This is a genomic window from Peteryoungia ipomoeae (assembly GCF_004912165.1).
GTDB classification, from domain to species: domain Bacteria; phylum Pseudomonadota; class Alphaproteobacteria; order Rhizobiales; family Rhizobiaceae; genus Allorhizobium; species Allorhizobium ipomoeae.
Genome location: NZ_STGV01000007.1, coordinates 120,749 through 143,073, shown reverse-complemented (window position 1 = coordinate 143,073; position 22,325 = coordinate 120,749). Strand labels below are relative to the sequence as shown.

The 22,325-nt window shown below is 60.9% G+C and carries 19 protein-coding genes; 13 read left to right on the top strand and 6 right to left on the bottom strand.

Annotation, left to right across the window (positions count from 1 at the left end; all coding sequences use genetic code 11):
* Positions 1 to 25: 25 nt before the first annotated feature.
* The 3 genes from FAA97_RS18565 to FAA97_RS18550 all read right to left on the bottom strand — a co-directional run bounded on the left by FAA97_RS18565 (position 26) and on the right by FAA97_RS18550 (position 1,966).
* Complete coding sequence (locus FAA97_RS18565; protein ID WP_136600062.1) at positions 26 to 496, bottom strand: chemotaxis protein CheW; 471 nt, start codon at positions 494 to 496, stop codon at positions 26 to 28.
* A gap of 144 nt (positions 497 to 640) precedes the next feature.
* Positions 641 to 1,558, bottom strand: coding sequence for a cyclic nucleotide-binding domain-containing protein (locus tag FAA97_RS18560; protein WP_136600061.1), 918 nt, complete (start codon positions 1,556 to 1,558; stop codon positions 641 to 643).
* A gap of 183 nt (positions 1,559 to 1,741) precedes the next feature.
* Positions 1,742 to 1,966 carry a protein tyrosine phosphatase family protein gene (locus FAA97_RS18550; RefSeq protein ID WP_168801045.1) on the bottom strand — a complete coding sequence of 75 codons (225 nt, stop codon included), beginning with the start codon at positions 1,964 to 1,966 and terminating at the stop codon, positions 1,742 to 1,744.
* A 125-nt stretch (positions 1,967 to 2,091) separates the two neighbouring features.
* On the opposite strand from FAA97_RS18550, the gene FAA97_RS18545 reads away from it, so the two are divergent.
* From FAA97_RS18545 to FAA97_RS18530, 4 genes are all read left to right on the top strand, one after another.
* Positions 2,092 to 2,409 (top strand): ArsR/SmtB family transcription factor, encoded by a 318-nt coding sequence (locus tag FAA97_RS18545; RefSeq protein ID WP_136600059.1) that lies wholly within the window; start codon positions 2,092 to 2,094, stop codon positions 2,407 to 2,409.
* Between the two features lie 111 nt (positions 2,410 to 2,520).
* Complete coding sequence (locus FAA97_RS18540; RefSeq protein ID WP_136600058.1) at positions 2,521 to 2,721, top strand: YgaP family membrane protein; 201 nt, start codon at positions 2,521 to 2,523, stop codon at positions 2,719 to 2,721.
* A 14-nt stretch (positions 2,722 to 2,735) separates the two neighbouring features.
* Positions 2,736 to 3,710, top strand: a complete 975-nt coding sequence (locus tag FAA97_RS18535; protein WP_136600057.1) for an efflux RND transporter periplasmic adaptor subunit — start codon at positions 2,736 to 2,738, stop codon at positions 3,708 to 3,710.
* Positions 3,707 to 6,955, top strand: coding sequence for an efflux RND transporter permease subunit (locus tag FAA97_RS18530; RefSeq protein WP_136600056.1), 3,249 nt, complete (start codon positions 3,707 to 3,709; stop codon positions 6,953 to 6,955). Before FAA97_RS18535 ends, FAA97_RS18530 begins: the two co-directional genes overlap by 4 nt.
* A gap of 34 nt (positions 6,956 to 6,989) precedes the next feature.
* Here the strand turns inward: FAA97_RS18530 and FAA97_RS18525 are convergent, their stop codons facing one another.
* A complete protein-coding gene (locus FAA97_RS18525) occupies positions 6,990 to 7,712 on the bottom strand; it encodes a response regulator transcription factor (RefSeq protein WP_136600055.1) in 723 nt (240 codons plus the stop codon).
* Positions 7,709 to 8,950: a GAF domain-containing sensor histidine kinase gene (locus FAA97_RS18520; protein WP_136600054.1), complete on the bottom strand. Its 1,242-nt coding sequence runs from the start codon at positions 8,948 to 8,950 to the stop codon at positions 7,709 to 7,711. The genes FAA97_RS18525 and FAA97_RS18520 overlap by 4 nt, the downstream gene beginning before the upstream one ends.
* Positions 8,951 to 9,198: 248 nt before the next feature.
* On the opposite strand from FAA97_RS18520, the gene FAA97_RS18515 reads away from it, so the two are divergent.
* From FAA97_RS18515 to FAA97_RS18475, 9 genes are all read left to right on the top strand, one after another.
* On the top strand, positions 9,199 to 10,215 hold the full coding sequence (locus FAA97_RS18515) for an ABC transporter substrate-binding protein (protein ID WP_136600053.1): 1,017 nt from the start codon (positions 9,199 to 9,201) through the stop codon (positions 10,213 to 10,215).
* 96 nt (positions 10,216 to 10,311) lie between these two features.
* A complete protein-coding gene (locus FAA97_RS18510) occupies positions 10,312 to 11,769 on the top strand; it encodes an ATP-binding cassette domain-containing protein (protein ID WP_136600052.1) in 1,458 nt (485 codons plus the stop codon).
* Positions 11,766 to 12,710, top strand: coding sequence for an ABC transporter permease (locus FAA97_RS18505; protein ID WP_136600051.1), 945 nt, complete (start codon positions 11,766 to 11,768; stop codon positions 12,708 to 12,710). Before FAA97_RS18510 ends, FAA97_RS18505 begins: the two co-directional genes overlap by 4 nt.
* The gene (locus tag FAA97_RS18500) at positions 12,707 to 13,651 is read left to right on the top strand and encodes an ABC transporter permease (RefSeq protein ID WP_136600050.1); all 945 of its coding nucleotides are present in this window, start codon (positions 12,707 to 12,709) and stop codon (positions 13,649 to 13,651) included. The genes FAA97_RS18505 and FAA97_RS18500 overlap by 4 nt, the downstream gene beginning before the upstream one ends.
* Before the next feature lie 19 nt (positions 13,652 to 13,670).
* Positions 13,671 to 14,585, top strand: coding sequence for an SMP-30/gluconolactonase/LRE family protein (locus FAA97_RS18495; protein WP_136600049.1), 915 nt, complete (start codon positions 13,671 to 13,673; stop codon positions 14,583 to 14,585).
* 99 nt (positions 14,586 to 14,684) lie between these two features.
* On the top strand, positions 14,685 to 15,743 hold the full coding sequence (locus FAA97_RS18490; protein WP_136600177.1) for an aromatic ring-hydroxylating dioxygenase subunit alpha: 1,059 nt from the start codon (positions 14,685 to 14,687) through the stop codon (positions 15,741 to 15,743).
* A gap of 4 nt (positions 15,744 to 15,747) precedes the next feature.
* Entirely contained in the window at positions 15,748 to 16,488 is a 741-nt protein-coding gene (locus tag FAA97_RS18485; protein ID WP_136600048.1) for a GntR family transcriptional regulator, read from the top strand.
* 54 nt (positions 16,489 to 16,542) lie between these two features.
* On the top strand, positions 16,543 to 17,556 hold the full coding sequence (locus FAA97_RS18480; protein WP_136600047.1) for a PDR/VanB family oxidoreductase: 1,014 nt from the start codon (positions 16,543 to 16,545) through the stop codon (positions 17,554 to 17,556).
* A gap of 93 nt (positions 17,557 to 17,649) precedes the next feature.
* Positions 17,650 to 19,131 (top strand): efflux transporter outer membrane subunit, encoded by a 1,482-nt coding sequence (locus FAA97_RS18475; protein WP_136600046.1) that lies wholly within the window; start codon positions 17,650 to 17,652, stop codon positions 19,129 to 19,131.
* Positions 19,132 to 19,134: 3 nt separating this feature from the next.
* On the opposite strand, the gene FAA97_RS18470 is transcribed toward FAA97_RS18475, so the two are convergent.
* The gene (locus FAA97_RS18470) at positions 19,135 to 22,320 is read right to left on the bottom strand and encodes a hybrid sensor histidine kinase/response regulator (protein WP_136600045.1); all 3,186 of its coding nucleotides are present in this window, start codon (positions 22,318 to 22,320) and stop codon (positions 19,135 to 19,137) included.
* Positions 22,321 to 22,325: the final 5 nt, after the last annotated feature.

The following is a 22,325-nucleotide window of genomic DNA, read 5'->3' as shown; positions in this document are numbered from 1 at the left end:
TCCAAAGATGCGCCTCAAATCTCGATCAGGCAGCCATGCCCCAGGAGGCCGGATCGTCCTCGCCGAACATGCGTTCCAGGCTGAGGAAGCAGATCATGCTCTTGTCATGGGCAATGATACCATCCGAGAAGGCGGCGCTCGACCCGGTGGCCGCCGGCAGCGGCTGGAGGGTGCTGGCCGAAACGGTGAGAATGTCGGAAACGCCATCCACCAGAAGCCCCACGGTCATGCCGCTGACTTCGGTCACAACGACGGCACTCCGCTCGGTTGCCTGAGCAGCCGGCATGCCCAGCTTCACGGCAAGGTCGACGATCGGGATGACGGTGCCGCGCAGGTTCATCACACCCAGCACCTCATAAGGGGAATGCGGGATCGGCGTCACCGGTGCCCATCCACGGATCTCGCGGATCGACGTGGTCTTGACGCAGAATTCTTGCTGGTGAAGCCGGAATGCAATGATCTCGAGTGCGTCTGCAGCATTTGCAATGGCATTCATCCGCAGTCTCTCCCGTGGGTATCCACCCACCCTCTGCGGCGACCGATGCCAGATGCATCGCCCGCCTTCTGTTGATTCGAGCCTCTAGGCTAACCGACGCCAATTAACGAATCTCTAAAACACATGAAGACTTTGAAGCTACGGTCAGGCTATTTCCTGCGATTTGGCCAAAACCCGTTCTGCCGCGCTGCGGTAGAGCGCCATTTGACCTGCACACCATGACATGAATTGCCAGACCAGCGTTGCTTCGATCCGGCTGATCTGGCCATGCCGAATGTCGATCAAGCCTTGATCCGCAGCCCCCGTCAGAAGGTTGCCGATATGCTGGCGCGAGACACCGAAACGTTTCGCCAAAGCATCATAACTCAACGGCAGTTCCCAGGGCTCTCCCCGACGATCGGCCAAATGACGGCCGAGAATGGCGCAAAGCAGGGAGTACCCACAATCTCGCTCGGCAAACGAAACGACGTCGCGAAAGGGTCTGAAGAAAACGTCACGCGCCGAATAGCTCATCTCGGCAAGCGCCATGCAATCGGCGACGATTTCGAAATTGTTCGCCAGTCTGGGGAGAATACTCTCGATTTCCAGGCTATCCGCAGCCTCAAGAAAAGCAACCGGCGATCGCGCGACTGCCTGCACGAGGGAGGCAGAGGGGCGCAGATGAATGGAGCGGAGGTCGCGCGCATTCGTCTCAACCCGGATATACCCCCCGGCACGCAGTCCCGAAATCAGAGAACTGACCTGACGCGGGCTGCTTGGCACAGATGCCTGCAACATTTTCAGATTCGGCGCCGGCCCCTCCCCGGCGCGATAGCGGGCATCGAGCGCGACGAGCGTGAAACACGTGGTGTAGCGCGATGTCTGTGCGAAGATCTTGCTGCTCGGCCACATGACCGGCGCCGCCGCCGTCACGAGACCACAGTAACGCAGCACGCCCCGCTCAAAATCCTCGTGATTGAGATAGCGCTCAGCGCGTGTCCATACGGGATGACTGGCGTGGTCACGGACGAAGGGATGAAGATTTTGCGGCGACCGAAAATTTGCACCTCCTCCATCCTGCATCCCAATCTCCTCTACAACCCCTTGGCGCATGAGAGTTGAAAATACACCGTGTGTCGAGCAAAAAATCAGCCAGCGTCAGGCAAGATCCGTCAATTGGTAAAGAGCCGCACAGCGTTGACCTGACGCGCAGAAGGCAAGAACAGGACCGGCTTCCTGGTTCAGAACCGCTTTCAGTTGTTGCGCCTAATCCAGGTTCACTCGACCTGGAACCACGGGAATATGGTGGATGGTCAGACCACAACCGACGGCAGCCTTTTCGACGGCGGCAAAATCCGGTTGACCCGGTCCCTCCCGATCCGGACGCATGCAGATGATCGTCTTGTACCCCAAATCGGCGACCTGCTTCATGTGCTCGGGCAACAACTGGCCGGTGACATGAAGCCGTGAATCGATTTTGCGAATGCTCATTTTTGCTCCTATTCGACAGGCACGCAGGCAAAACACACACATATATATACATATATTCGAATCTACCAAGAAATGGAAGAGACCTGCGGCTTGCAATTCTCCACCCGCAATTTATATTCGTATCTATGAAGATAGATCCTGAAGCAATGAAAGCCGGAGCCGACATGGCCAGCGAACTTTTGAAGTCGCTGTCTAACCGCTACCGGCTCCTGATTCTCTGCCGCCTTTCCGATGGCGAATATTCCGTCGGCCAGCTCGCCGAGTTCCTCGGCATCCGCGACAGCACCGTTTCCCAGCATCTGGCGCTCCTGCGCCGAGAAAAAATCATTGCCGGGCGACGGGATGGCCAGACAATCTGGTACCGCATTGAAAGCGAGCCGGCACGGGCCTTGATCGCCGTGCTCTACGCCAATTTCTGTCCCGCGGAAAATTGCGCGGGCTGACAGCCTCAGTTCAAATCCGCCCCCCCATAGCGAGCCGCAACACGACGGGCTTGACACTTTTGCATCCAATATATACATAACATCGTAGATATGAATATTAAGGAGAAGGTCATGTCTGTGGATCGCGCCGTGCTGGTTTTTGCTGGAATGATGATCTTTGTTTCGCTGCTACTGACCCATTTCGTGCACCCTGCATTCGTATGGTTCACCGCCTTCATCGGACTGAATATGATACAATCCGCATTCACCGGATTTTGCCCGGCAGCCTCCGTTTTTCGTAAGCTTGGACTGCGCAGCGGGCCGGCCTTTTGAGGGAGACCATCGCCATGCGCTTGACCCTGATTGCATTGCTGTTGTCGTCGGTCGCCAGCGGCTCCGGCACCGTGCTTGCCGCCGATTTGACACTGGAGCCCAGAGAGATCGTTGAGACGAAAGCGGTCTATGGGCAGGTTCAGCCGCGCAACAGCATCCCCGCACGGGCCAGAATCGGGGGAACCGTGGTGGAACTCTCGGTCACCGAAGGCGATCAGGTAGAGACAGGCGATGTGCTCGCCCGGGTTAAGGACGACAAGATCGGCTTCCAGATCGATGCCGTGAACGCGCAGTTGTCAGCCCTTGAGGCAACGCTGCGCGACGTCAATGTCGAGCTGGAACGCGCCGAACGCCTGTTGCGCAGCGGCACGACGACGGCCCAGCGACTGGATCAGCTGACGACCCAGCGTGATGTCACCAAGAACCAGATCCTCGCAGCGGAAGCCCAGCGCTCCCTGCTTGAACAGCAAGCGGCAGAAGGCGCAATCCTTGCGCCGGCCGATGGGATGATCGTTACCGTACCGGTTACGGAGCAGTCGGTTGTCATGCCTGGCGAAACCATTGCAACGGTGGCCGGCGGCGGGCTTTTCCTCCGCCTCTCAATTCCGGAACGCCACGCGAGCGACCTGAGGCAAGGTGCTGGCATAAACATCGCCCTGAGCGAGGGGCCGGCGGTCGGTCGCCTCGCCAAGATCTATCCTGCTATCGAAGGCGGCCGCGTGACGGCTGATGTCGAGATTGACGGGTTGGACATGCGCTATATCGGTGCACGCCTGCCCGTCGACGTTCCCGTCGGGACGAGACAGGGGCTTTTTGTTCCCTCGGAAACCCTCACCACCCGCGTGGGTGTCGACTTCGTCAGGGTCCGCGTCAATGAGGCGCTTGTTGAACGTGTGGTCGTGGCTGGCGATACGCAGAGGATCGACGGCGAGGATCTGACCGAAATCATAAGCGGGCTGCAGCCCGGCGATATCGTGGTGACCCAATGACCAGACAGTCCCCCAGCGACGATATCAGGAGCGATGAAAACGACGCCCCGCATGGCAGCCTTGGCATTGCCGGCGAGCTGACGCGCGCATTCATCAAATCGCCGCTTACGCCGCTGTTTCTGATCGCCGCCTTTGCCTTTGGTCTTGTTGCCCTGTTCTCGCTTCCGCGCGAGGAGGAGCCGCAGATTTCCGTGCCCATGGTCGACATCATTGTCCAGGCACCCGGCCTGAGGGCAGCAGATGCCGAGAAGCTGATCACCGAGCCCCTCGAAACCGTCGTGAAGAGCATCAACGACATCGAGCACATCTACTCGCAATCCATGGACAACCAGGTGATGGTGACGGCACGGTTCCTCGTCGGCACCTCCGCCGATGCGGCCGTCTTGCGCGTTCATGACAAGGTCAGGGCCAATCTCGACCGCATCCCCGTTGGTATTCCCGAACCCAAGGTCGTCGGACGCGGCATTGACGATGTGGCCATCACCACGCTTACATTTGCGCCCCGTCCCGAGGCTGCAGCGCGCATCAGCGCCAACGATCTGACCCGCATTGTGCGGGAGGTGAGAAACGAAATCGCAAAGACCGACAATGTTGGCCTCACCTATGTCGTCGGCGAGGTCAACGAGATCATTCGGGTCTCTCCGCAGCCGGACAAACTGGCGCTTTATGGCGTGACCCTGCAACAACTTGCAGGCAAGGTCGGCGGGGCAAACACGGCAATGCCGGCGGGCATGGTCCGCGACAATGGCGCACAGATCGACGTCATTGCCGGTGAGACACTGTCTACGCCAGCAGACATCGGCAATCTGCTGCTGACCACCCGTGACGGTCGGCCGGTCTATGTGCGCGATGTTGCAACGATCGCCTTTGGCAGCGATGCCAGCGAACAGCGGGTTGCCACGCTTCGCCGCAACGGTGACCAGATCGAGCGGGTAGCCGCCGTTACCCTTGCCGTCGCCAAACGCGCAGGTTCCAATGCCGTCATCGTGGCCGAAGCGGTGCTTGAGCGCGTCGAGGCGCTGAAGGGCAAGCTTATTCCCGACGACGTCACGGTTGAAGTCACGCGCGATTATGGCGAAACCGCAAACGAGAAAGCCAACGAGCTTCTTTACCACCTTGGCCTCGCCACGGTCTCGATCATTGCACTCGTCTGGCTCGCCATTGGCAGGCGCGAGGCCCTGGTCGTTGCCATCGTCATTCCGATCACGATTCTGCTGACCCTGTTTGCCTCCTGGCTCATGGGCTACACGCTGAATCGGGTCTCGCTGTTTGCGCTGATCTTCTCCATCGGCATTCTCGTCGACGACGCCATCGTCGTGATCGAGAACATCGCGCGCCACTGGGGCATGGGTGACCAACGCAGCCGGCGTCGCAGCGCCATTGAGGCCGTCGCCGAAGTCGGCAATCCGACCATCGTTGCAACACTGACCGTGGTCGCAGCGCTCCTGCCGATGCTCTTCGTCTCCGGCATGATGGGCCCCTATATGAGCCCTATCCCGGCGAACGCGTCGGCTGCGATGATCTTCTCCTTCTTCGTTGCCGTTATCGTCACGCCCTGGCTGATGCTTAAAGTTTCCGGCAATGCACCCGTCCATGCGCAGAGCAGCCATGACCACGAAGCCGGCGGAATGCTGGGCCGTGCCTATGCAGCCGTTGCCCGACCCATCCTTGAAAGCAAGGCACGCAGCTGGATCTTCCTCCTGCTGGTCGGCCTGCTGACCCTTGGCTCCCTGACGCTTTTCTACACGCAGCACGTGACGGTGAAGCTCTTGCCCTTCGACAACAAATCCGAGCTGCAGGTCACAATCGACCTGCCGGAAGGATCCTCGGTCGAGGCAACGGACGCGATTGCCCAGACGGTCGGACGTCTGACGCTCGAGCTCCCGGAGGTCGTCAGCGTCCAGAGCCATGCTGGCACTGCCGCCCCTTTCAATTTCAATGGGTTGGTGCGCCACGCCTATATGCGCAGCGCCCCCTATCAGGGCGATGTGGCGATCAACCTCAGCCCCAAGGCAGACCGCGACCGCTCAAGCCACGACATTGCGCTTGACCTCAGGCAGCGGATCGCGGCCATCGACACGCCCGCCGGCACCAGCCTGAAGGTTGTCGAACCGCCGCCGGGCCCGCCCGTCATGGCAACACTGCTCGCCGAGATCTACGGACCGACGCCTGAGATCCGTCGTACCGTTGCCGCCAAGGTGGAGGCAGCCTTCCGCTCGGTGCCCTTCATTGTCGATGTCGACAATTCCTATGGTGTCGAGGCCAATCGCAAACGGCTCTTGATCTCCACCGATGACGCAGAGTTCTACCGCGTACAGGAAGGCGACGTCTTCGACACGATCGCAATCCTGTCGAACGGTCGCACGATCGGCTATTCGCATCGCGGCGAGGGCCGTCCGCCCGTTCCGATCCGCCTGGAGCGGGATAAGGCTGAAAAGGTCATCGACGAAATGTACATGACCACGCCAATCCCGGCCAATTCTCTGCCCGGCGACCGTGGTGTGGTGGAACTCGGCGATGTCGTTCGCGTATCGGACGAAAAAACATCGCAGCCGATTTTCCGGCACAATGGCATCAATGCCGAAATGGTGACTGCCGAACTGGCGGGCGACTTTGAGGCGCCGCTCTATGGTATGCTGGCAGTCCAGGAGGCAATCGATGCACAGGACTGGGCTGGCCTGCCTAAACCTGTGATCGCCTTGCACGGCCAGCCGCATGACGAGGAAGTCTCCACCCTTCTCTGGGATGGCGAATGGGAAGTGACCTGGGTGACCTTCCGTGACATGGGCGCCGCCTTCATGATTGCCCTGCTCGGCATCTATATCCTCGTCGTCGCCCAGTTCGGCTCGTTCAAGGTGCCGCTGGTGATCCTGACCCCCGTGCCGCTGACCTTCATCGGCATTCTCGGCGGACACTGGCTGTTCGGCGCGCCGTTTTCGGCGACATCGATGATCGGTTTCATCGCGCTGGCCGGCATCATCGTACGCAACTCGATCCTGCTGGTCGATTTCATTCGCCACGCCGACCACGGCGATCGCCCGCTGACGGATGTGCTGATCGAAGCCGGCTCGATCCGCTTCAAGCCGATCCTTCTGACGGCGCTCGCCGCCATCATCGGCGCCGCCGTGATCCTGACCGACCCGATCTTCCAGGGGTTGGCGATCTCGCTGCTGTTCGGCCTGATTTCTTCAACGCTGCTCACGGTGCTCGTCATCCCGGCGATCTACAGGGTGCTTCGGACCTGACGCAAATACTGACCTCCACCCGGCGCGGTGGAGGTCAGTGGGTCCGAAGCCAATCGGCGAGTTCCGCCTCGGCGCGCTCCAGCGCGCTGTAGTTCAACAGCTTGCGCAAGAGGGCGACTGTCACCGCCCGCGCTCTGAGGTTAAAACGGCCCTCGTCGCTATCCTCTGCACTCGACTGATAGACATCGAGCTTCTCGTAGAGCTGCTGCAGCCGGTTCTGCACGCTGCGAATAGACAGGCCGCGCCGCCGGGCAATGGCGCGATCGGTCAGCCCAAGCGCGATGTCGATCAGGATCTCGTATTCGCTGTCGCTGAACCCGCGGACCTGGCCGAGGCTCTTCTGCTGCATGCCGCGCACTTCGCGGTCGATGACGCATTGCGCCTCGACGAAGATGCTGCGCAGCGCCAGCCGCAGACGTTCATCCGACGCCGATTTCAGCACATAGCCATAGGCCGCCCCATCCGGCACGATACGCGAGACCCCGCGCACATAGGCCTCGTCGGAATAGTTCGACCAGAAGAGGATGCGCGTATCGGGCCGCTCCTTCCAGATCGTGCGAGCCGCCTCGATGCCGTTGCGCGCATTCATCTGCAGATCCATCACCACATGCGCCGACTTGTTGTCGCGCGCCAGCCGCTCGCCCTCCGCTCCGTTTTCAGCCTCGAGCACCGTCTGGCATTCGGGCAGCGCCGCATAGACCGCCTCCAGCAGATAGGATCGATGCAGCGGATCATCCTCGACGATCAGGACCTTCATGCTTCAATTCCCCCAACCCGCTTCTGCAGCGTCTTCAGTGGCAACTGCACCCGAACCGTGGTGCCGTGCCCTCCACGTCCAGCACCAAGCATGAACTTCGCCGAGATCAGCCTTGCTCGTGTCATCATGTTGTCGATACCGCCGCGGTGGCGCACGTCCGCCGGCAGGCCCTGCCCGTCATCCGTGACCTCGATGACCACGGCCTGCGCGCTTCTGCGCAGCTTAACCTCGACGAGATCCGCCTGGGCGTGACGCACGGCATTGTTGATCGCCTCCTGGGCAATGCGGAACAGCGCGATGCGCTCGGTCTGGTCGAGCTGGTCGATCAGACCCTCCGTCTCGTCGGCGAAGGCCCGGAGCGCCGTCGCCCCCTGATCGCGCACCGCGCGTTCCAGATGATTCTCCACCGCATGCGCGAAGCCGAACAACTGCAGCACCGAGGGCTTTGCCTCCTCGATGATCTCGCGCAGATCCTGCATGCAATGCTGCAGGCTTCGGCTCACCGGCTCCAGCATCTCGGCATGCAGATCCTTTTCCTGCATCAACCGGTCGAGCCGTCTTGAAAGCCGTGTTAGATCCGCAAGCGTCTGATCGTGCAGATCCATGCCGATCCGCTGACGCTCCCACTCCAGCGCCTCGGTCAGGTTCAACGCGCCGAGGCGCAGGCCTTCCTCGCGCGCCCGCGCTTCCGCCTCGACAATGGCAGACTGTTTCGCCTGATCGGCCGATCGCAAGGCGAAGAAATAGGGCGACAGGAGATCGGCGATGGACAGGGCATTGGCCACATCCTCATTTGTATAGAAGCCGACGCGATGCGACGAGCAGCTGAGCGCACCGATGATTTCTCCGCTGACCTTCAGCGGCACGTGTATACGGCTTCTGAGGTTCTGCTCGAAGATTGGCCGGGTAAAGGCATTCTCAAAATGGAACTGCGGGTCGACCTGAGCGTCCTCGGTCAGCATGACCTCCACCTCGCCCCAGAGCAGCGCACGGATCGGACTGTTGCCGACGGGGGCCGGCGCGAGCTCGCCCCAGGCCGTGTCGAGCCCGCTCTCATAGGCCGTATGATAGTGACCGTTATCCATGGTCATGCAGACGTCGAGATGATCGTGCGGAATGATGTGCGCCACTTCCGCGCCAACAGCCTTGATCGCCGAGCGGAAATCGAGCTGGCCGGCCAGGAGCCGTGAAATTCCGAGATAGTGATCGAGCAGCGCCGATGGCGCGACCTTGAGCATGATGTCCTCCCGCGGCCTCCACCGCAGCCCCAGCATAAGGCGGTCACCTTGAACGTCTTGCGGGATCCCGCATCATATTCGGTAGTTTACGCAAACGCGATGCTGCCCTGAACCTATACAGCTCCGGCAATCTATTCCATCTTCCATATACCGGGAGGAGGAACCCGGTGGGGAGATCCCGGAGCCCTGCGGCTCGACGGGACAGGAGGAACCGGCCACCCGATGGCTGGACAACAGGGAGTGAGACAATGAAAATGAGCAGATTGCTTCTGGCGACGGCGGCCTTGTGCCTTGCCGCGACGCCGATGACCGCGCTCGCAGATACGTCGGGCAAGAAGATTGCCCTTTCCAACAACTATGCCGGCAATTCCTGGCGCCAGGCCATGCTGACGAGCTGGGAGAAGGTGACCGGCGAAGCCGTGAAGGCTGGCCAGGTTGCCGCCGCCGACCCGTTCACCACGGCGGAAAACCAGGCCACCGAACAGGCCGCCCAGATCCAGAACATGATCCTGCAGGGCTATGACGCCATCGTCGTCAATGCCGCCTCGCCGACCGCGCTGAACGGCGCCGTCAAGGAAGCCTGTGACGCCGGCATCACCGTCGTCTCCTTCGACGGCATCGTCACCGAACCCTGCGCCTGGCGGATCGCCGTCGACTTCAAGGAAATGGGTCGCAGTCAGGTCGAATATCTCTCCAAGAAGCTGCCGCAGGGCGGCAACCTGCTGGAGATCCGCGGTCTGGCCGGCGTCTTCGTCGATGACGAGATCTCGGCCGGCATTCATGCCGGTGTCGAGCAGTTCCCGCAGTTCAAGATCGTCGGCTCCGTGCATGGCGACTGGGCGCAGGACGTGGCGCAGAAGGCCGTGGCCGGCATCCTGCCGAGCCTGCCGGACATCGTCGGTGTCGTCACCCAGGGCGGTGACGGTTATGGTGCGGCACAGGCGATTGCCGCCGCCAAGCGTCCGATGCCGGTCATCGTCATGGGCAACCGTGAAGACGAGTTGAAGTGGTGGAAGGAACAGAAGGACGCCAACGGCTATGAGACCATGTCGGTCTCGATCGCGCCCGGCGTCTCCACCCTCGCCTTCTGGGTCGCCCAACAGATCCTGGACGGCAAGGAAGTGAAGAAGGACCTCGTCGTACCTTTCCTGCGCATCGACCAGGACAATCTCGAAGCCAACCTCGCCAACACGCAGGCCGGTGGCGTCGCCAATGTCGAGTACTCCCTCGAAGACGCCCAGAAGGTCATTGCCTCGGCAAAATGACAAAAGCCCGAAACCCCTCCCCGATCCGTCCGGCACCCTGCCGGGCGGGACGGGAAGCATCGGCGAGGCAGGCAGCAAGATCGCACAGGTGAAGGCATGATGATGAACGGCGAGAGCCCACCGGTCGTGAGCGTGACCGATGCGAGGGTCAGCTTCGGCGCTGTGAAGGCGCTTGACGGCGTGACGCTTTCGATCCGCCCCGGCGAATGCGTCGGCCTTGTCGGCCACAATGGCGCCGGCAAGTCCACCATCGTCAACGTCATCAATGGCGGTCTGAGCCCACATCAGGGCGAAGTTCGTTATGCCCTGCCGAAGACGGGCCGTGGCATCCGCGCTGCCCGTGAAGCCGGCATTCGCTGCGTCTTCCAGGAACTCTCGCTCTGCCCGAACCTGACGGTCGTCGAAAACACCCGCGTCATGCATCCGGACCTCAATGGCTGGGGCTGGCGCAAGCGGGGAGCGGAGATCATAACCGGAAAGCTCGACGAGATCTTTCCGGGCCACGGCATCGACAGCGAAGACCAGGTCGGCACACTGACCATTGCTGAGCGGCAGATGGTGGAAATCGCCACAACCTTCTGCGCGGTCGGCAACCGGGTGCGCCTGGTCATCCTTGATGAACCGACATCATCGCTCGACGCGCGCCTTGCCGAACAGCTTCTTGCCTATGTCCGGCATTTTATCGCCTCGGGCGGCTCGGTTCTGTTCATCTCGCATATTCTGAGCGAAATCCTCTCCATTGCCGATCGCATCGTGGTGATGAAGGATGGAAGGATCGTCGCCGAGCGGGCCGCCCTGGCCTTCACCGAACACAGACTGATCGAGGCCATGGGCAGCGTGGTGAAGGCCCGCCAGGCGCGGCAGGCCGCAAGCGCCCGTGACGGTGCGCCCTTGATCGCATTGCCCCCGGCCCGCGACCGCGGGCTGGGATTTCAGGCCTTCCGCGGCGAAATCGTCGGCTTCGCCGGGCTTGGCGGCCATGGACAGACCGACATGCTGATCAGACTTTTCAACGACAGAAGCGGCAATTGGCGCCAGCCTTCCACCCCTGAAGTGGCCTTTGTTGCCGGCGACAGGGCGGTCAACGGCACCTTTTCCCTGTGGAGCATCCTGCGCAACCTGACCGTCGGCGTTCTCCCCGACCTCTCCCGTCTCGGCACACTCGACGAGCGGCGGGAGGTCGATCTGGGGGAAAGCTGGAAGTCCCGGATCGGCATCCGCACGCCCGACATGGACAACGGCATTCTCTCACTGTCGGGCGGCAACCAGCAAAAGGTCCTCTTTGCCCGCGCCCTCGCCAGCCGCGCCCCGGTTGTCCTGATGGACGATCCCATGCGCGGCGTCGACTTCGGCACCAAGCAGGAGGTCTACGGCATCCTGCGCGAGGAGGCGACAGCGGGCCGGACCTTCGTCTGGTACTCGACGGAGATGGACGAGGTTTGCCTGTGCGACCGTGTCTATGTGTTCAACAACGGCGCCATCGTCGCCGAATTGACCGGCGATGCCGTGACCGAGGAAAACATCCTGGCCGCATCCTTCAGGGAGGCGGCATGAGCAGGCATATTTCCGCAGACACGCTTCGCCTCCTAATCCCCGTTCTGTCCCTGACCGCTCTGCTGGCAGCCGTCTTTTATCTGCAGCCACGCGCCATGAGCTATACCGGCCTCAACCTGCTGTTCAATCTTGCGGTGCCGATCGCGCTCGCCACCATCGCGCAGATGCTGATCATGACGGTGAACGATCTCGATCTATCGATGGGCACCTTCGTCAGCTTCGTCGCCTGCGTAACAGCCACCTTTTTGAACAGCGCGCCGCTGCTGGGTCTCCTGATCCTTGCCGGTGCGATCGGGGTATACGCGGTGATCGGCGTCCTCATCCACATCCGCGACCTGCCGTCCATTGTCGTGACACTCGGGATGAGCTTCGTTTGGGGCGGACTTGCCGTGCTGATCCTGCCCGCTCCGGGTGGCGAGGCGCCAGCATATCTCAGGGCCATAATGACCTCCAAACCGCCGCTTGTGCCGATGGCAATCGTCGCGAGCGTCCTGATCGCCGCAATCAGCCATTTTGTCATCATGCGTTCTTCTTTCGGGGTCGTGCTGCGCGGCGTTGGCGGCAATGCCCGCTCCGTCGAGCGTGCCGGCTGGTCGATCATCCGCGCAAGGGCTGCCATCTATGCGCTCGCCGGCGTCTTCGCCGTGCTCTCCGGCATGGCGCTTGTCGGGCTCACAACCTCGGCAGATGCCAACATCGCCCTGCGCTACACGCTTCTGTCGATCGCAGGCGTCATCCTCGGCGGCGGTGAATTCGTCGGCGGTCGCGTTTCGCCAATCGGCGCCGTAATCGGTGCTCTGACCCTGACACTTGCCGGTTCCTTCCTTTCGTTTCTGCGGATTTCGCCGGATTGGCAGATCGGCGCGCAGGGCGGCATCCTCATCCTCGTGCTGACGCTGCGCCTGGCGCTCAACCGCTTCGAAGGCCGGAGGTCGAAATGAGCACATCCCTTCTGCGCAGACCGTGGATCTGGTCCTTCGCCGCGGCCGCCCTCGTCTTCATCACCACCGTTGTCTTTACCGGTGGCGCAAGCACGCTCGGCCTCGCCCAGGCGGCATTCACCTTCGCCGCCTTCTCCATTCTTGTCGGCCTCGGCCAGATGCTGGTCATCACCCTTGGCCCCGGCAATATCGACCTCTCGGTCCCCGCCACGATGACACTTGCGGGAACCGTGGCGCTCAAGGTAATGAATGTCGAGAACGGCATGATCGCAATCGGGTTTCTGGTCGCCATCGTCATTGGCATCGCAATCGGCCTTGGCAACTACGCCCTGATCAAGCTCTTGCGCATCCCGCCGATCATCGCGACGCTGTCGATGAGCTTCATCATCCAGTCCACGGCGATCTGGACCAATCGCGGCCTCAGGATCAAGCCGCCGAGCGGGCTTGCGGAATTTACCACCGGGTCGACTGCGGGCCTGCCGAACGTCGCGATCGTCGCCCTGATCCTGTCCCTGCTGGTCTGGTTCGTGCTCAATCGAACGGTTTACGGTCGCTGGATCTCCGCCATCGGGCAAAGCCTGCAGGCCGCGAGGATGGCGGGTATCCCCGTCGACGGCACGCGCCTCATCACCTACGTGCTCTGCGCGCTCCTTGCTGCCATCTGCGGCTATCTGCTCGCCAGCTTCTCAGGCGGTGCCGCACTCAACATGGGAAGCGAATACCTCTTGATGTCGATTGCTGTCGTCGTGATCGGCGGCACTGCGGTTGCCGGCGGCAATTCCAATGTGCCGGGCATCTGGGGCGCCTCGCTCTTCATGTTCCTTGTCGTCTCGATGCTCAACACCTATGGCTTCGGCGCAGGCATCCGGCTGATCCTCACCGGACTCATCATCATCGCGGTCATCATGCTGCCGGGCGCCCGCGCCCTCGGCAAACGATAGAAGAACCAGGACACGCACCATGTCGGACAATCCCGTTTACAAGATCAGCGATCCCAGCTTTCGCGACCTTACTGTTCCGAGTGCCCAACTCGACGAACTGCACACCGGATGCCGCTGGACCGAAGGCCCGGTCTGGTTCGACGACGCGCAGCATCTGCTCTTCAGCGATATCCCCAACCAGCGGGTTCTGCGCTGGGTCGAAGGCGGTGGCGTGTCGGTCTTCCGTGCGCCATCACATTTCATCAACGGCAACACCCGCGACCGGAAAGGGCGCCTGGTCTCCTGCGAGCACGGCGGACGGCGGGTCATCCGAACCGAGGTGGATGGTACGATCACTGTCTTGGCCGACACTTATAACGGCAAACGGCTGAACTCGCCCAATGACGTCATCGTGCGCTCCGATAGCTCGGTCTGGTTCACCGATCCATCCTACGGCATACTCTCAGACTATGAAGGCTACAGATCCGAGCAGGAACAACCGAGCCGCAACGTCTATCGTCTTGACCCGGACTCCGGCGCTCTTGACGTCATGGTGGATGACTTCCTGCAGCCGAATGGTCTTGCCTTCTCGCCGGATGAAACCTTGCTCTACGTCGCGGATTCCGGCGCAAGTCATGCGCCGGAGGCACCACGCCACATTCGCGTCTTCGACGTGGTTGACGGTAAACGGCTTCAGAACGGCCGGGTGTTTGCCGAAATCGACAAGGGCATTCCCGATGGCATGCGCGTCGACCTCCATGGAAATCTCTGGTCGAGTGCTGCCGACGGTGTGCATTGCTTTGCGCCCGATGGTCGGCTTCTCGGCAAGATCCTCGTGCCCCAGGCCGTCTCGAACCTGACCTTCGGCGGCCCGCGCCGCAACCGGCTGTTCATTACAGCCTCAACCTCGCTCTACGCGATTTACACGGCAACGACCGGCGCCCAGCAGCCTTGACCAGGAAAGCAGCAGGCGGCGGATCGGTGTGCCGCTGCCTGATCGCTTGACAGATTGTATACATGCTGCCCTAATCCTCTGATCTGAGGAGGACAGATGATGACTACACAGACCTTTCCGCTGAATGCCTGGTATGCGGCGGCTTATGACGTCGAGCTGAAGCGCGCCCTCTTGCCGCGCACCATATGCAACAAGCAGATCGTGCTTTACCGCAAGGAGAACGGCCAGGCCGTGGCGCTGGCAGATGCCTGCTGGCACCGCCTTGTTCCGCTGTCCCTGGGACGTCTGGAGGGCGACAATGTCGTCTGCGGTTATCACGGACTGGAATTCGATGACACCGGTCGATGTGTATACATGCCGTCACAAGACACCATCAATCCTTCGGCCTGCGTCAAGTCCTATCCGATTGCCGAGAAACACCGTCTCATCTGGATCTGGCCCGGCGACCCGGCACGCGCAGACCCTGCCCTCATCCCGGACCTGCACTGGAACGACGATCCGGACTGGGCTTCGGATGGCAAGCTAATCGAGGTCGCCTGCGACTATCGTCTCGTCGTCGACAATCTGATGGATCTGACCCACGAAACCTTCGTGCACGGCTCCTCGATCGGCAATCGCGCCGTGGCCGAAGCCCCGTTCGAGGCCACCCATTCCGATCGCTTCGCCTATATCACCCGCTGGATGGAGGATATCGATCCCCCGCCCTTCTGGCGCAAACAGTATGGCAAGGCCGGCAAGGTAGACCGTTGGCAGATCATTCGCTTCGAGGCGCCTTGCACCATCTCCATTGATGTCGGCGTTGCCGAAGCCGGGACCGGCGCCAAATCCGGAGACCGATCGCGCGGCGTCAACGGCTATGTGCTGAACACGATCACACCGGCAACCGACAAAACCTGCCTCTATTTCTGGGCCTTTGCCCGCAACTATGACCTCAAGAACCAGGCACGCACTCACGAGTTGCGCGAGGGGGTGGCGGGCGTCTTTCGCGAAGACGAGGCGGTGCTGGAAGCCCAGCAACGGGCGATCGACGCCAATCCCGATCACAAATTCTACAACCTCAACATTGATGCGGGCTCGATGTGGGCCCGTCGGCTGATCGATCAGATGATCGAGGCAGAGCAAAAGCCGGGTCGCGGCCTTCCGGCTGCGGCGGAATAGGCTCATGGCAACAGAACATGGCGGCGGTCGTCAGCAGACGGAACGCGCACTGTCGGAACTGCGAGATCTGGTTCTGAAGGGCGCGATCGAACCGGGCGAGCGCCTGTCGGAAGTCGCCCTGTCGGCGCGCCTTTCCGTCTCGCGCACCCCCTTGCGCAGTGCCCTGCAGAAACTGGAGCTTGAGGGGCTGGTGACACTCATCCCCTCCGGCGGGTATCAGGTCCGCCGCTTCAGCCGCGAGGATGTCTTTGACGCGATCGAGTTGCGCGGCGTCCTGGAAGGGACAGCCGCACGGCTTGCCGCCGAGCGAGGGTATTCCGCGGATGCGATGATGGCCTTGCAGACGATTGTTGCAGATCTGGACGTCACTCTGGCGCTGGCGCCCGGGGAGATCGATCTCGAGCGATATGCGGCTTTGAACGACGGATTTCACCAGGGTCTGGCAAACCTGTCCGGCAGCCGGGTGATTGCGGACGAACTGGCACGCGCATGCCGCCTACCGTTCGCAAGTCCCAATGCCTTTGTCGGGGCAGAACCAGGGGCGATGGCCTTTCGCCAGAGCCTGATCATCGGTCAGGCGCAGCACAAGGCGATCCTGCAGGCGATTGAAGCCAGAGAGGGCGCGCGCGCGGAAGCAGTTGCGCGCGAACACGCCCGGCTTGCCCGCCAGAATCTGCACTTTGTGCTGGAGGAGCAGCCGGATTTGAAGGATCGGGTTCTGGCGCTGGCCATGCTGGCGAGCTGAGCCAGGGACATGCCTGACGCCAGCAACAAGGCCGGGCAAGGTGGAGGAGGAAAAATGCGCTCACAACAGATTTGGCGGCCGGCACGGGTGATCGCGGCAGAGGAGATCGCCGAGGACATCAGACAGATCACTTTTGCGGTGGACGGCTTTCATGGCGCCTTCGACCCCGGGTCGCACACCAATATCAAGGTATCGATCAAGGGAGTTCCGGCCATTCGAACCTATACGGTTGTGCCGAGCGCAGCAGGCACTCTTGCGATTGCCGTCAAGCTGCATCCCAACAGCCGTGGCGGATCGGCTTTCATCTGGCAGCTTCAGGTGGGAGACAGAACCGAAATGACCGAACCGGAGAACCGCTTCGAACTCTCCTGGCGGGCGGAGCACTACCTGTTGATTGCCGGCGGCATCGGCATCACGCCAATCTACGGCATGGCGAAAGCCCTGGCAGCAAGGGGGCGCCCGCTCAAGCTCCTCTACGCCGCCCGGCGGCGGGACGCGATGGCCTTCGCCTCCGATCTGCAATCACTGCTCGGAGAGAGGCTTGCAACCTTTGCCCAGGACGAGGGGCAGACACTCAATCTTCAAGAAGCCTTCGCCGACCTCCCTTCGGACACGGAAGCGTATGTCTGCGGCCCCTTGGCTCTTCTGGACGCCGCAAAGGCTGCCTGGATCGCGTCTGGTCGCCCCATCAGCCGCTTCCGATACGAGGTTTTTGGCGATAGCGGCCTGTTCCCGGAGGAAAGTTTCACGGTTTCAGTGCAGGGCCTCGATCTTTCGGTCGATGTCCGACCCGATCAGACCATGCTGGAAGCTTTGGAAGAAGCTGGCGTGCCGATGATCCATGATTGCCGCCGCGGCGAATGCGGGCTCTGTGCGGTCAAGATCGTCTCCGCCACCGCTCCGCTCGATCATCGCGACGTGTTCTTTTCCGAAGAAGAACGGCAGCACGATCCGAGGATCTGCGCCTGCGTCTCCCGCGCCCGCGGAGGTCAGCTTGTCATCGATACCGGCTATGTAAGCGAAAGCGTATCCATGCGACCCATGGGCGACCAGCTGACGCACGCGTGAGAAATTGCCCGACTACAGCCATGACTTGAATTAAGAATTACTAAACCATGAGGCCTTATGGTTAACCGTTAGAAAACAACCGGTGTCGGCCTCATGAAATCTCCCGTGCTTTTGGCGTCACTTCTGTCCATATCTGCCGTTCTGGCTGCCTGTGCCGAGACGAGGAACCCTCCGCGACCAACGACCAACCTGACGGACAGGTTCACGACCGGATCCGTGCAGCCCATGCGCGAGGATATCACACTGCTGGTCTGGTGGCGCGCCTTCGATGATCCGGTCCTCGATGCGCTGATCCGGCGGGGTATGGTCGAAAACGTATCCATCCAGCAGGCGCGTCATCGGCTGGACATCGCGCGCCTCCGTGAGGTTCTGGCCACATCGACCTATCTCCCGCAGATCCAGGCGGGCGCCTCGGCAAGCCGCGCGCTTGATCGCGTCGACGGCCAGGGAGCGCCGCAGTCAAGCTACGGTGCTTCCGCCACCTTCTCCATGCTGGTCGACCTCTTCGGCGGCGGGCGGGCAGCGCGTCGTGAAAGCCTGGCCAACACCTCCGCTGCCGCTACCGATGTCGAACTGGTGCGCCTTGCCTTCCTCGCCGACCTCGCGGCGACCTATATCGACCTCCGGTTCAACGAACAGGCAATCAGCATCAGCAGGGCCAATCTCGCATCGAGCGAGAAGACGAGAAGCCTGACGGAAGATATGCTTGAAACGGGAACGGCCAGCAATCTTGATACTGCGCAGGCGCAAGCGCTTGTTGACGATGCCAAGGCGCAAATCCCACCCTATGAGCGCAACCGTCAGCAGGCCATCAACCATCTTGCCACACTGCTCGGCACCACCAATGTGGAAATCGCGCGACTGACGCAAGGCAAGAGCAAGCAGCCGCGCCTGACCCATCGTGTCGAAACCGGCTTCCCGGCAGATCTCTTGCGCAATCGTCCGGATATCCGCCGCGAGGAGCGATTGCTCGCGGCGGCGGCGGCACGGATAGATGTAGCCAGATCTCAGCTTTATCCAGCGCTCAGCCTCAATGGTACGATCGATGTTGCACGGCTGATCGCCTCGGGCCTGACTGCCAGCACGACATCCTGGGGCTTCGGCCCTTCGCTTCTGGCGCCGATATTCGAGGGTGGGCGCTTGCGCCGGCAGGTCGACATCCAGACGGCGGAAACGCGCATCCAATATCTGCGCTGGAAAGACACGGTCTTCCGCGCGGTCGAGGAAGTCGAGAACGCGCTCGTCGCCCTCAATCGTGGCCAGGCGGAAACGGAAGCCCATCGTCGCAAGGTGGCTTCCTACGGCACAGCGCGCGACCTCGCGCGTGAGAGCTATATCGGCGGCACCGGCCTGATCCTCGATATCCTTGAGGCGGAAAGATCCCTTGGCGAGGCCCGGCTGGACTTGGCCGAAAGCGTGCGCGCCAATGCCATTGCGGCGATCCGCCTGCACGTGGCAATCGGCAGCGGATCGGCCGTGGAACTGCCCGCGCCGGCGCCATCCCCAAACGCCGCGCCGGCAGCGAAACTGGCAACACATGCCAAGATCGCAACCCCGACAAAGGCGGGCGGCTGAGACCTATTCCGCTGCCGCCTGGATTTGCTTTTCCATCAGCCTGTCGATCGCAGCCAGGGTCGCTTCAAACACCTTGTCCATCTTGTCTGAAAGAGCCTGCAGTTCTGCTGGACTTGTACCCTGTCCCAACCGCAGTCGCTTCTCCATGTTTTCCGCCAGGGCAGACAGACCCGAAGCGCCAATCATGCGGCTGGCACTCTTGATCGTATGCGCCGGCAGGATAGCCTCCTGGAGGTTGTTCATCCCCAGTTCCAGGCGGATCACCTTGAGGTATTCGGAGGTGTCATTGCGGTAGAGCGATAGCAGCAGATCGAATTTCTTCATTGCCGATCGCGTGCGCTCAAATTCGGCAACATCCATGAGCGGAACCCTGGCTGTTGCCGCTGACTTGGCCTCAGCCTCTCTGCTTGCAACGGCAGCGGCGTCGACCGGTCGCGGCGACGGGACACCGCCAGCCTGTGCGGCAGGTGAAGGCATCGCCACGGGTGTCGATGTTGTCGCCGGTGCCTGCTTGCGGATGACAGGAGAAGCCTCCGGCGCACCGGCTGGTGGTTGGTGGGGCGTAGATGGCATTGTCTGATCACCGGATTGGAGGGAATTTCTATCAACAGAACCTTGTGCAGCCGTGCTCGCCTTCACCACTTGCGCCGCGCCGGCCTCGGGTCGAGCGCGTCCAGGAGACGCCAGCTCGACCATCTGTGGCGCGGCATTCGCTCGTGGTTTTCCTGCATCTTGAATGGGCAGTCCCAGCCATTCGAATTCCGGCATCTCGATCAACCGGTCGAAGACGCCCATCAGGGCTGCGTCCTGCAGAGGCTTGGATAGAAAATCGTCCATGCCAGCCTCAAGGCAACGCTCCCGGTCGCCCTTGAGCGCATTTGCGGTGAGAGCGAGAATCGGTGCCCGACGAATGGTGCCGTCGGCCATCTTGCGACGAATGATCCCCGTGGCTTCGTACCCATCCATCTCGGGCATCTGGCAGTCCATGAAGATGATGTCGAAGTCGCCATCCTCCGCCGCCTTGACCGCTTTTATGCCGTTGGTCGCAGTGGAAATTGCGAACCCATAGCGAGACAGATACTCCTCGGCGATCAGCAGATTGACATGGTTGTCATCGACGAGCAGCAGGCGTCGGTCCTGGAACAGAAGCCTGGCCTCCTTTTTCTCGGCCTGTTCGACCGCAGGTTCGACAGGTAGGCTGCGGCGCTCCTCCAGCAGTTCGGCGGCAAGATCCAGCAACTGGCTTGGCAGAAATGGCTTTGGCACCGCGCCATCGAATGCGAGATAACTGCGATTGGCCTCTTGGTGACCAAGGATGATGGACTTGGCCGAGGGAATGATCTTGGTGGCGATTGATTGCCACAGATCCTTTGCAGCATGAATATCGCGCTCTTCATTGAAGATGACGAGACCAAAGGGCGTGCCATAGGCATCGCCAAGGACGAGGCGGCTTGCAAGATCATCCGTGTATGGAAACACGACAAGGTCGATCCCCTTCGTCCTGAAGGTCTTTCGAACAATGTCTGAGACGATCGGAGAATCGCATACGAGCGCAACACTGCAGCTAAGCCGGGCAGTGACTTCAGCGGTCTTGCTGATCTCAATCGGCAGACGGAACGTGAATCTGCTTCCGCGGTTGATTTCGCTCTGCACATCGATCGACCCGCCGAGCGTCTCGCAAAGCTGTTTGCAGATCGCAAGTCCCAGGCCCGTGCCACCATATTTGCGGGTTGTCCCGGTATTGGCCTGATTGAATCGGGTAAACAGACGTGCCCGCTCATCCGCTGTCATGCCGATGCCTTGGTCGGTGACAGCGACCGTCAGTTCACCATCCGCGCCCGATCCAGGTTTAAACATTGCAGAGACAAGGATCTCGCCGCGGTCGGTGAACTTGATCGCGTTCGAGACGAGGTTGGACAATATCTGGCGGAAACGCATCGGATCCATTTCGATGGCGCGGGGGACGTCGGGCTCGATGTCGAGGAGGAGGTTCAGCCCCTTCTCCTGGGCATTCGGGACAAAGAACCGCACCGTCTCCTGCATGACCGCATGCAGGTCCATCCGGACCAAATCGACAGCGAGCTTACCGCTCTCAAGCTTGGACATGTCGAGGACATCGTTGAGAATTCCGAGCAGCATTGACCCCGACTGTCTGATCTGTTCGGCATAGCGACGCTGGGTCGGCGTCAGCTCTGACCGCGTCAGGAGTTCTGCCATGCCGAGAACCCCGTTCAGAGGAGTTCGGATTTCATGACTCATCGTCGCGAGGAAGTCCGATTTTGCCGAGTTGGCCTGCCGTTCCGCATCCGCCGCCAGCTTCAGTTGAAGGCGTGCGTCCCTGTGCCGGCTCTCCGAAAGGAAAAACAGGCCCGCAGCGATACTGGCGAGGATGAGTATGCCAAAGGAGAAGACGACGACGTGTACACTCGAAGCCAGCGTTCGCACGAATTCCAGCGTCAGGCTCAGGTTACGTGTCACGACAAGTGAGATCTGGCGACGGTCTCCATTCCAATCCTGATCGACTGGAGCGCCCTGGGCCCTAACTCGTCTTGCCTGACCTTCGACAAGGAAGCGGCTTTCCAGAAAGCGGGAATTCCGCAGGTCAAAGGTCGTATCGTAGAGAATGCCATCGAGATCGACCACGGCGTAGGTGATCAGAAACCTGCTCCTATTGGTTTTCAAGCCGAGCGGGTCTTTTGCGTACAAGCTCTGCATCAAGACAAGGTGGTTGGGATCAATGGACTTGAAGGCACCCTTGCCGCCTGCGGCAAATGATATCACCAACCCCGGCTGCGCGTTCAATCGCCCCAAAATCTGGCCAAAATCAGCGGTGTTAAAGTCGAGCGTGGTATTCTTTGCGTAGTAAACCCGCGATTTGGAAGGATCGTCCGAATAGAAATACCCAAGCTCGATCAGATTGTTAGACACCCTGCTTGCCTGTCGCAGCTTGGTGTCGACATCAGCCTCCATTCCAGCGGACACAAAGCCAGCAAGATCCTTGACCCTGACCACCACGGCATCGAATTGCTGCTGGACATTCTTGCCGACATTGTTGATCTCAACCTCGAAATCCGTCTTATTTTGCCGTGATGCCGAGATCAGAAACCAGGTGACCATGGAAATCGCCAGCCCAAGGATCAGGCTAATGACGATAAGCTTGTTGCCGACGTTGATGACGGTTCGTGACATAGGAA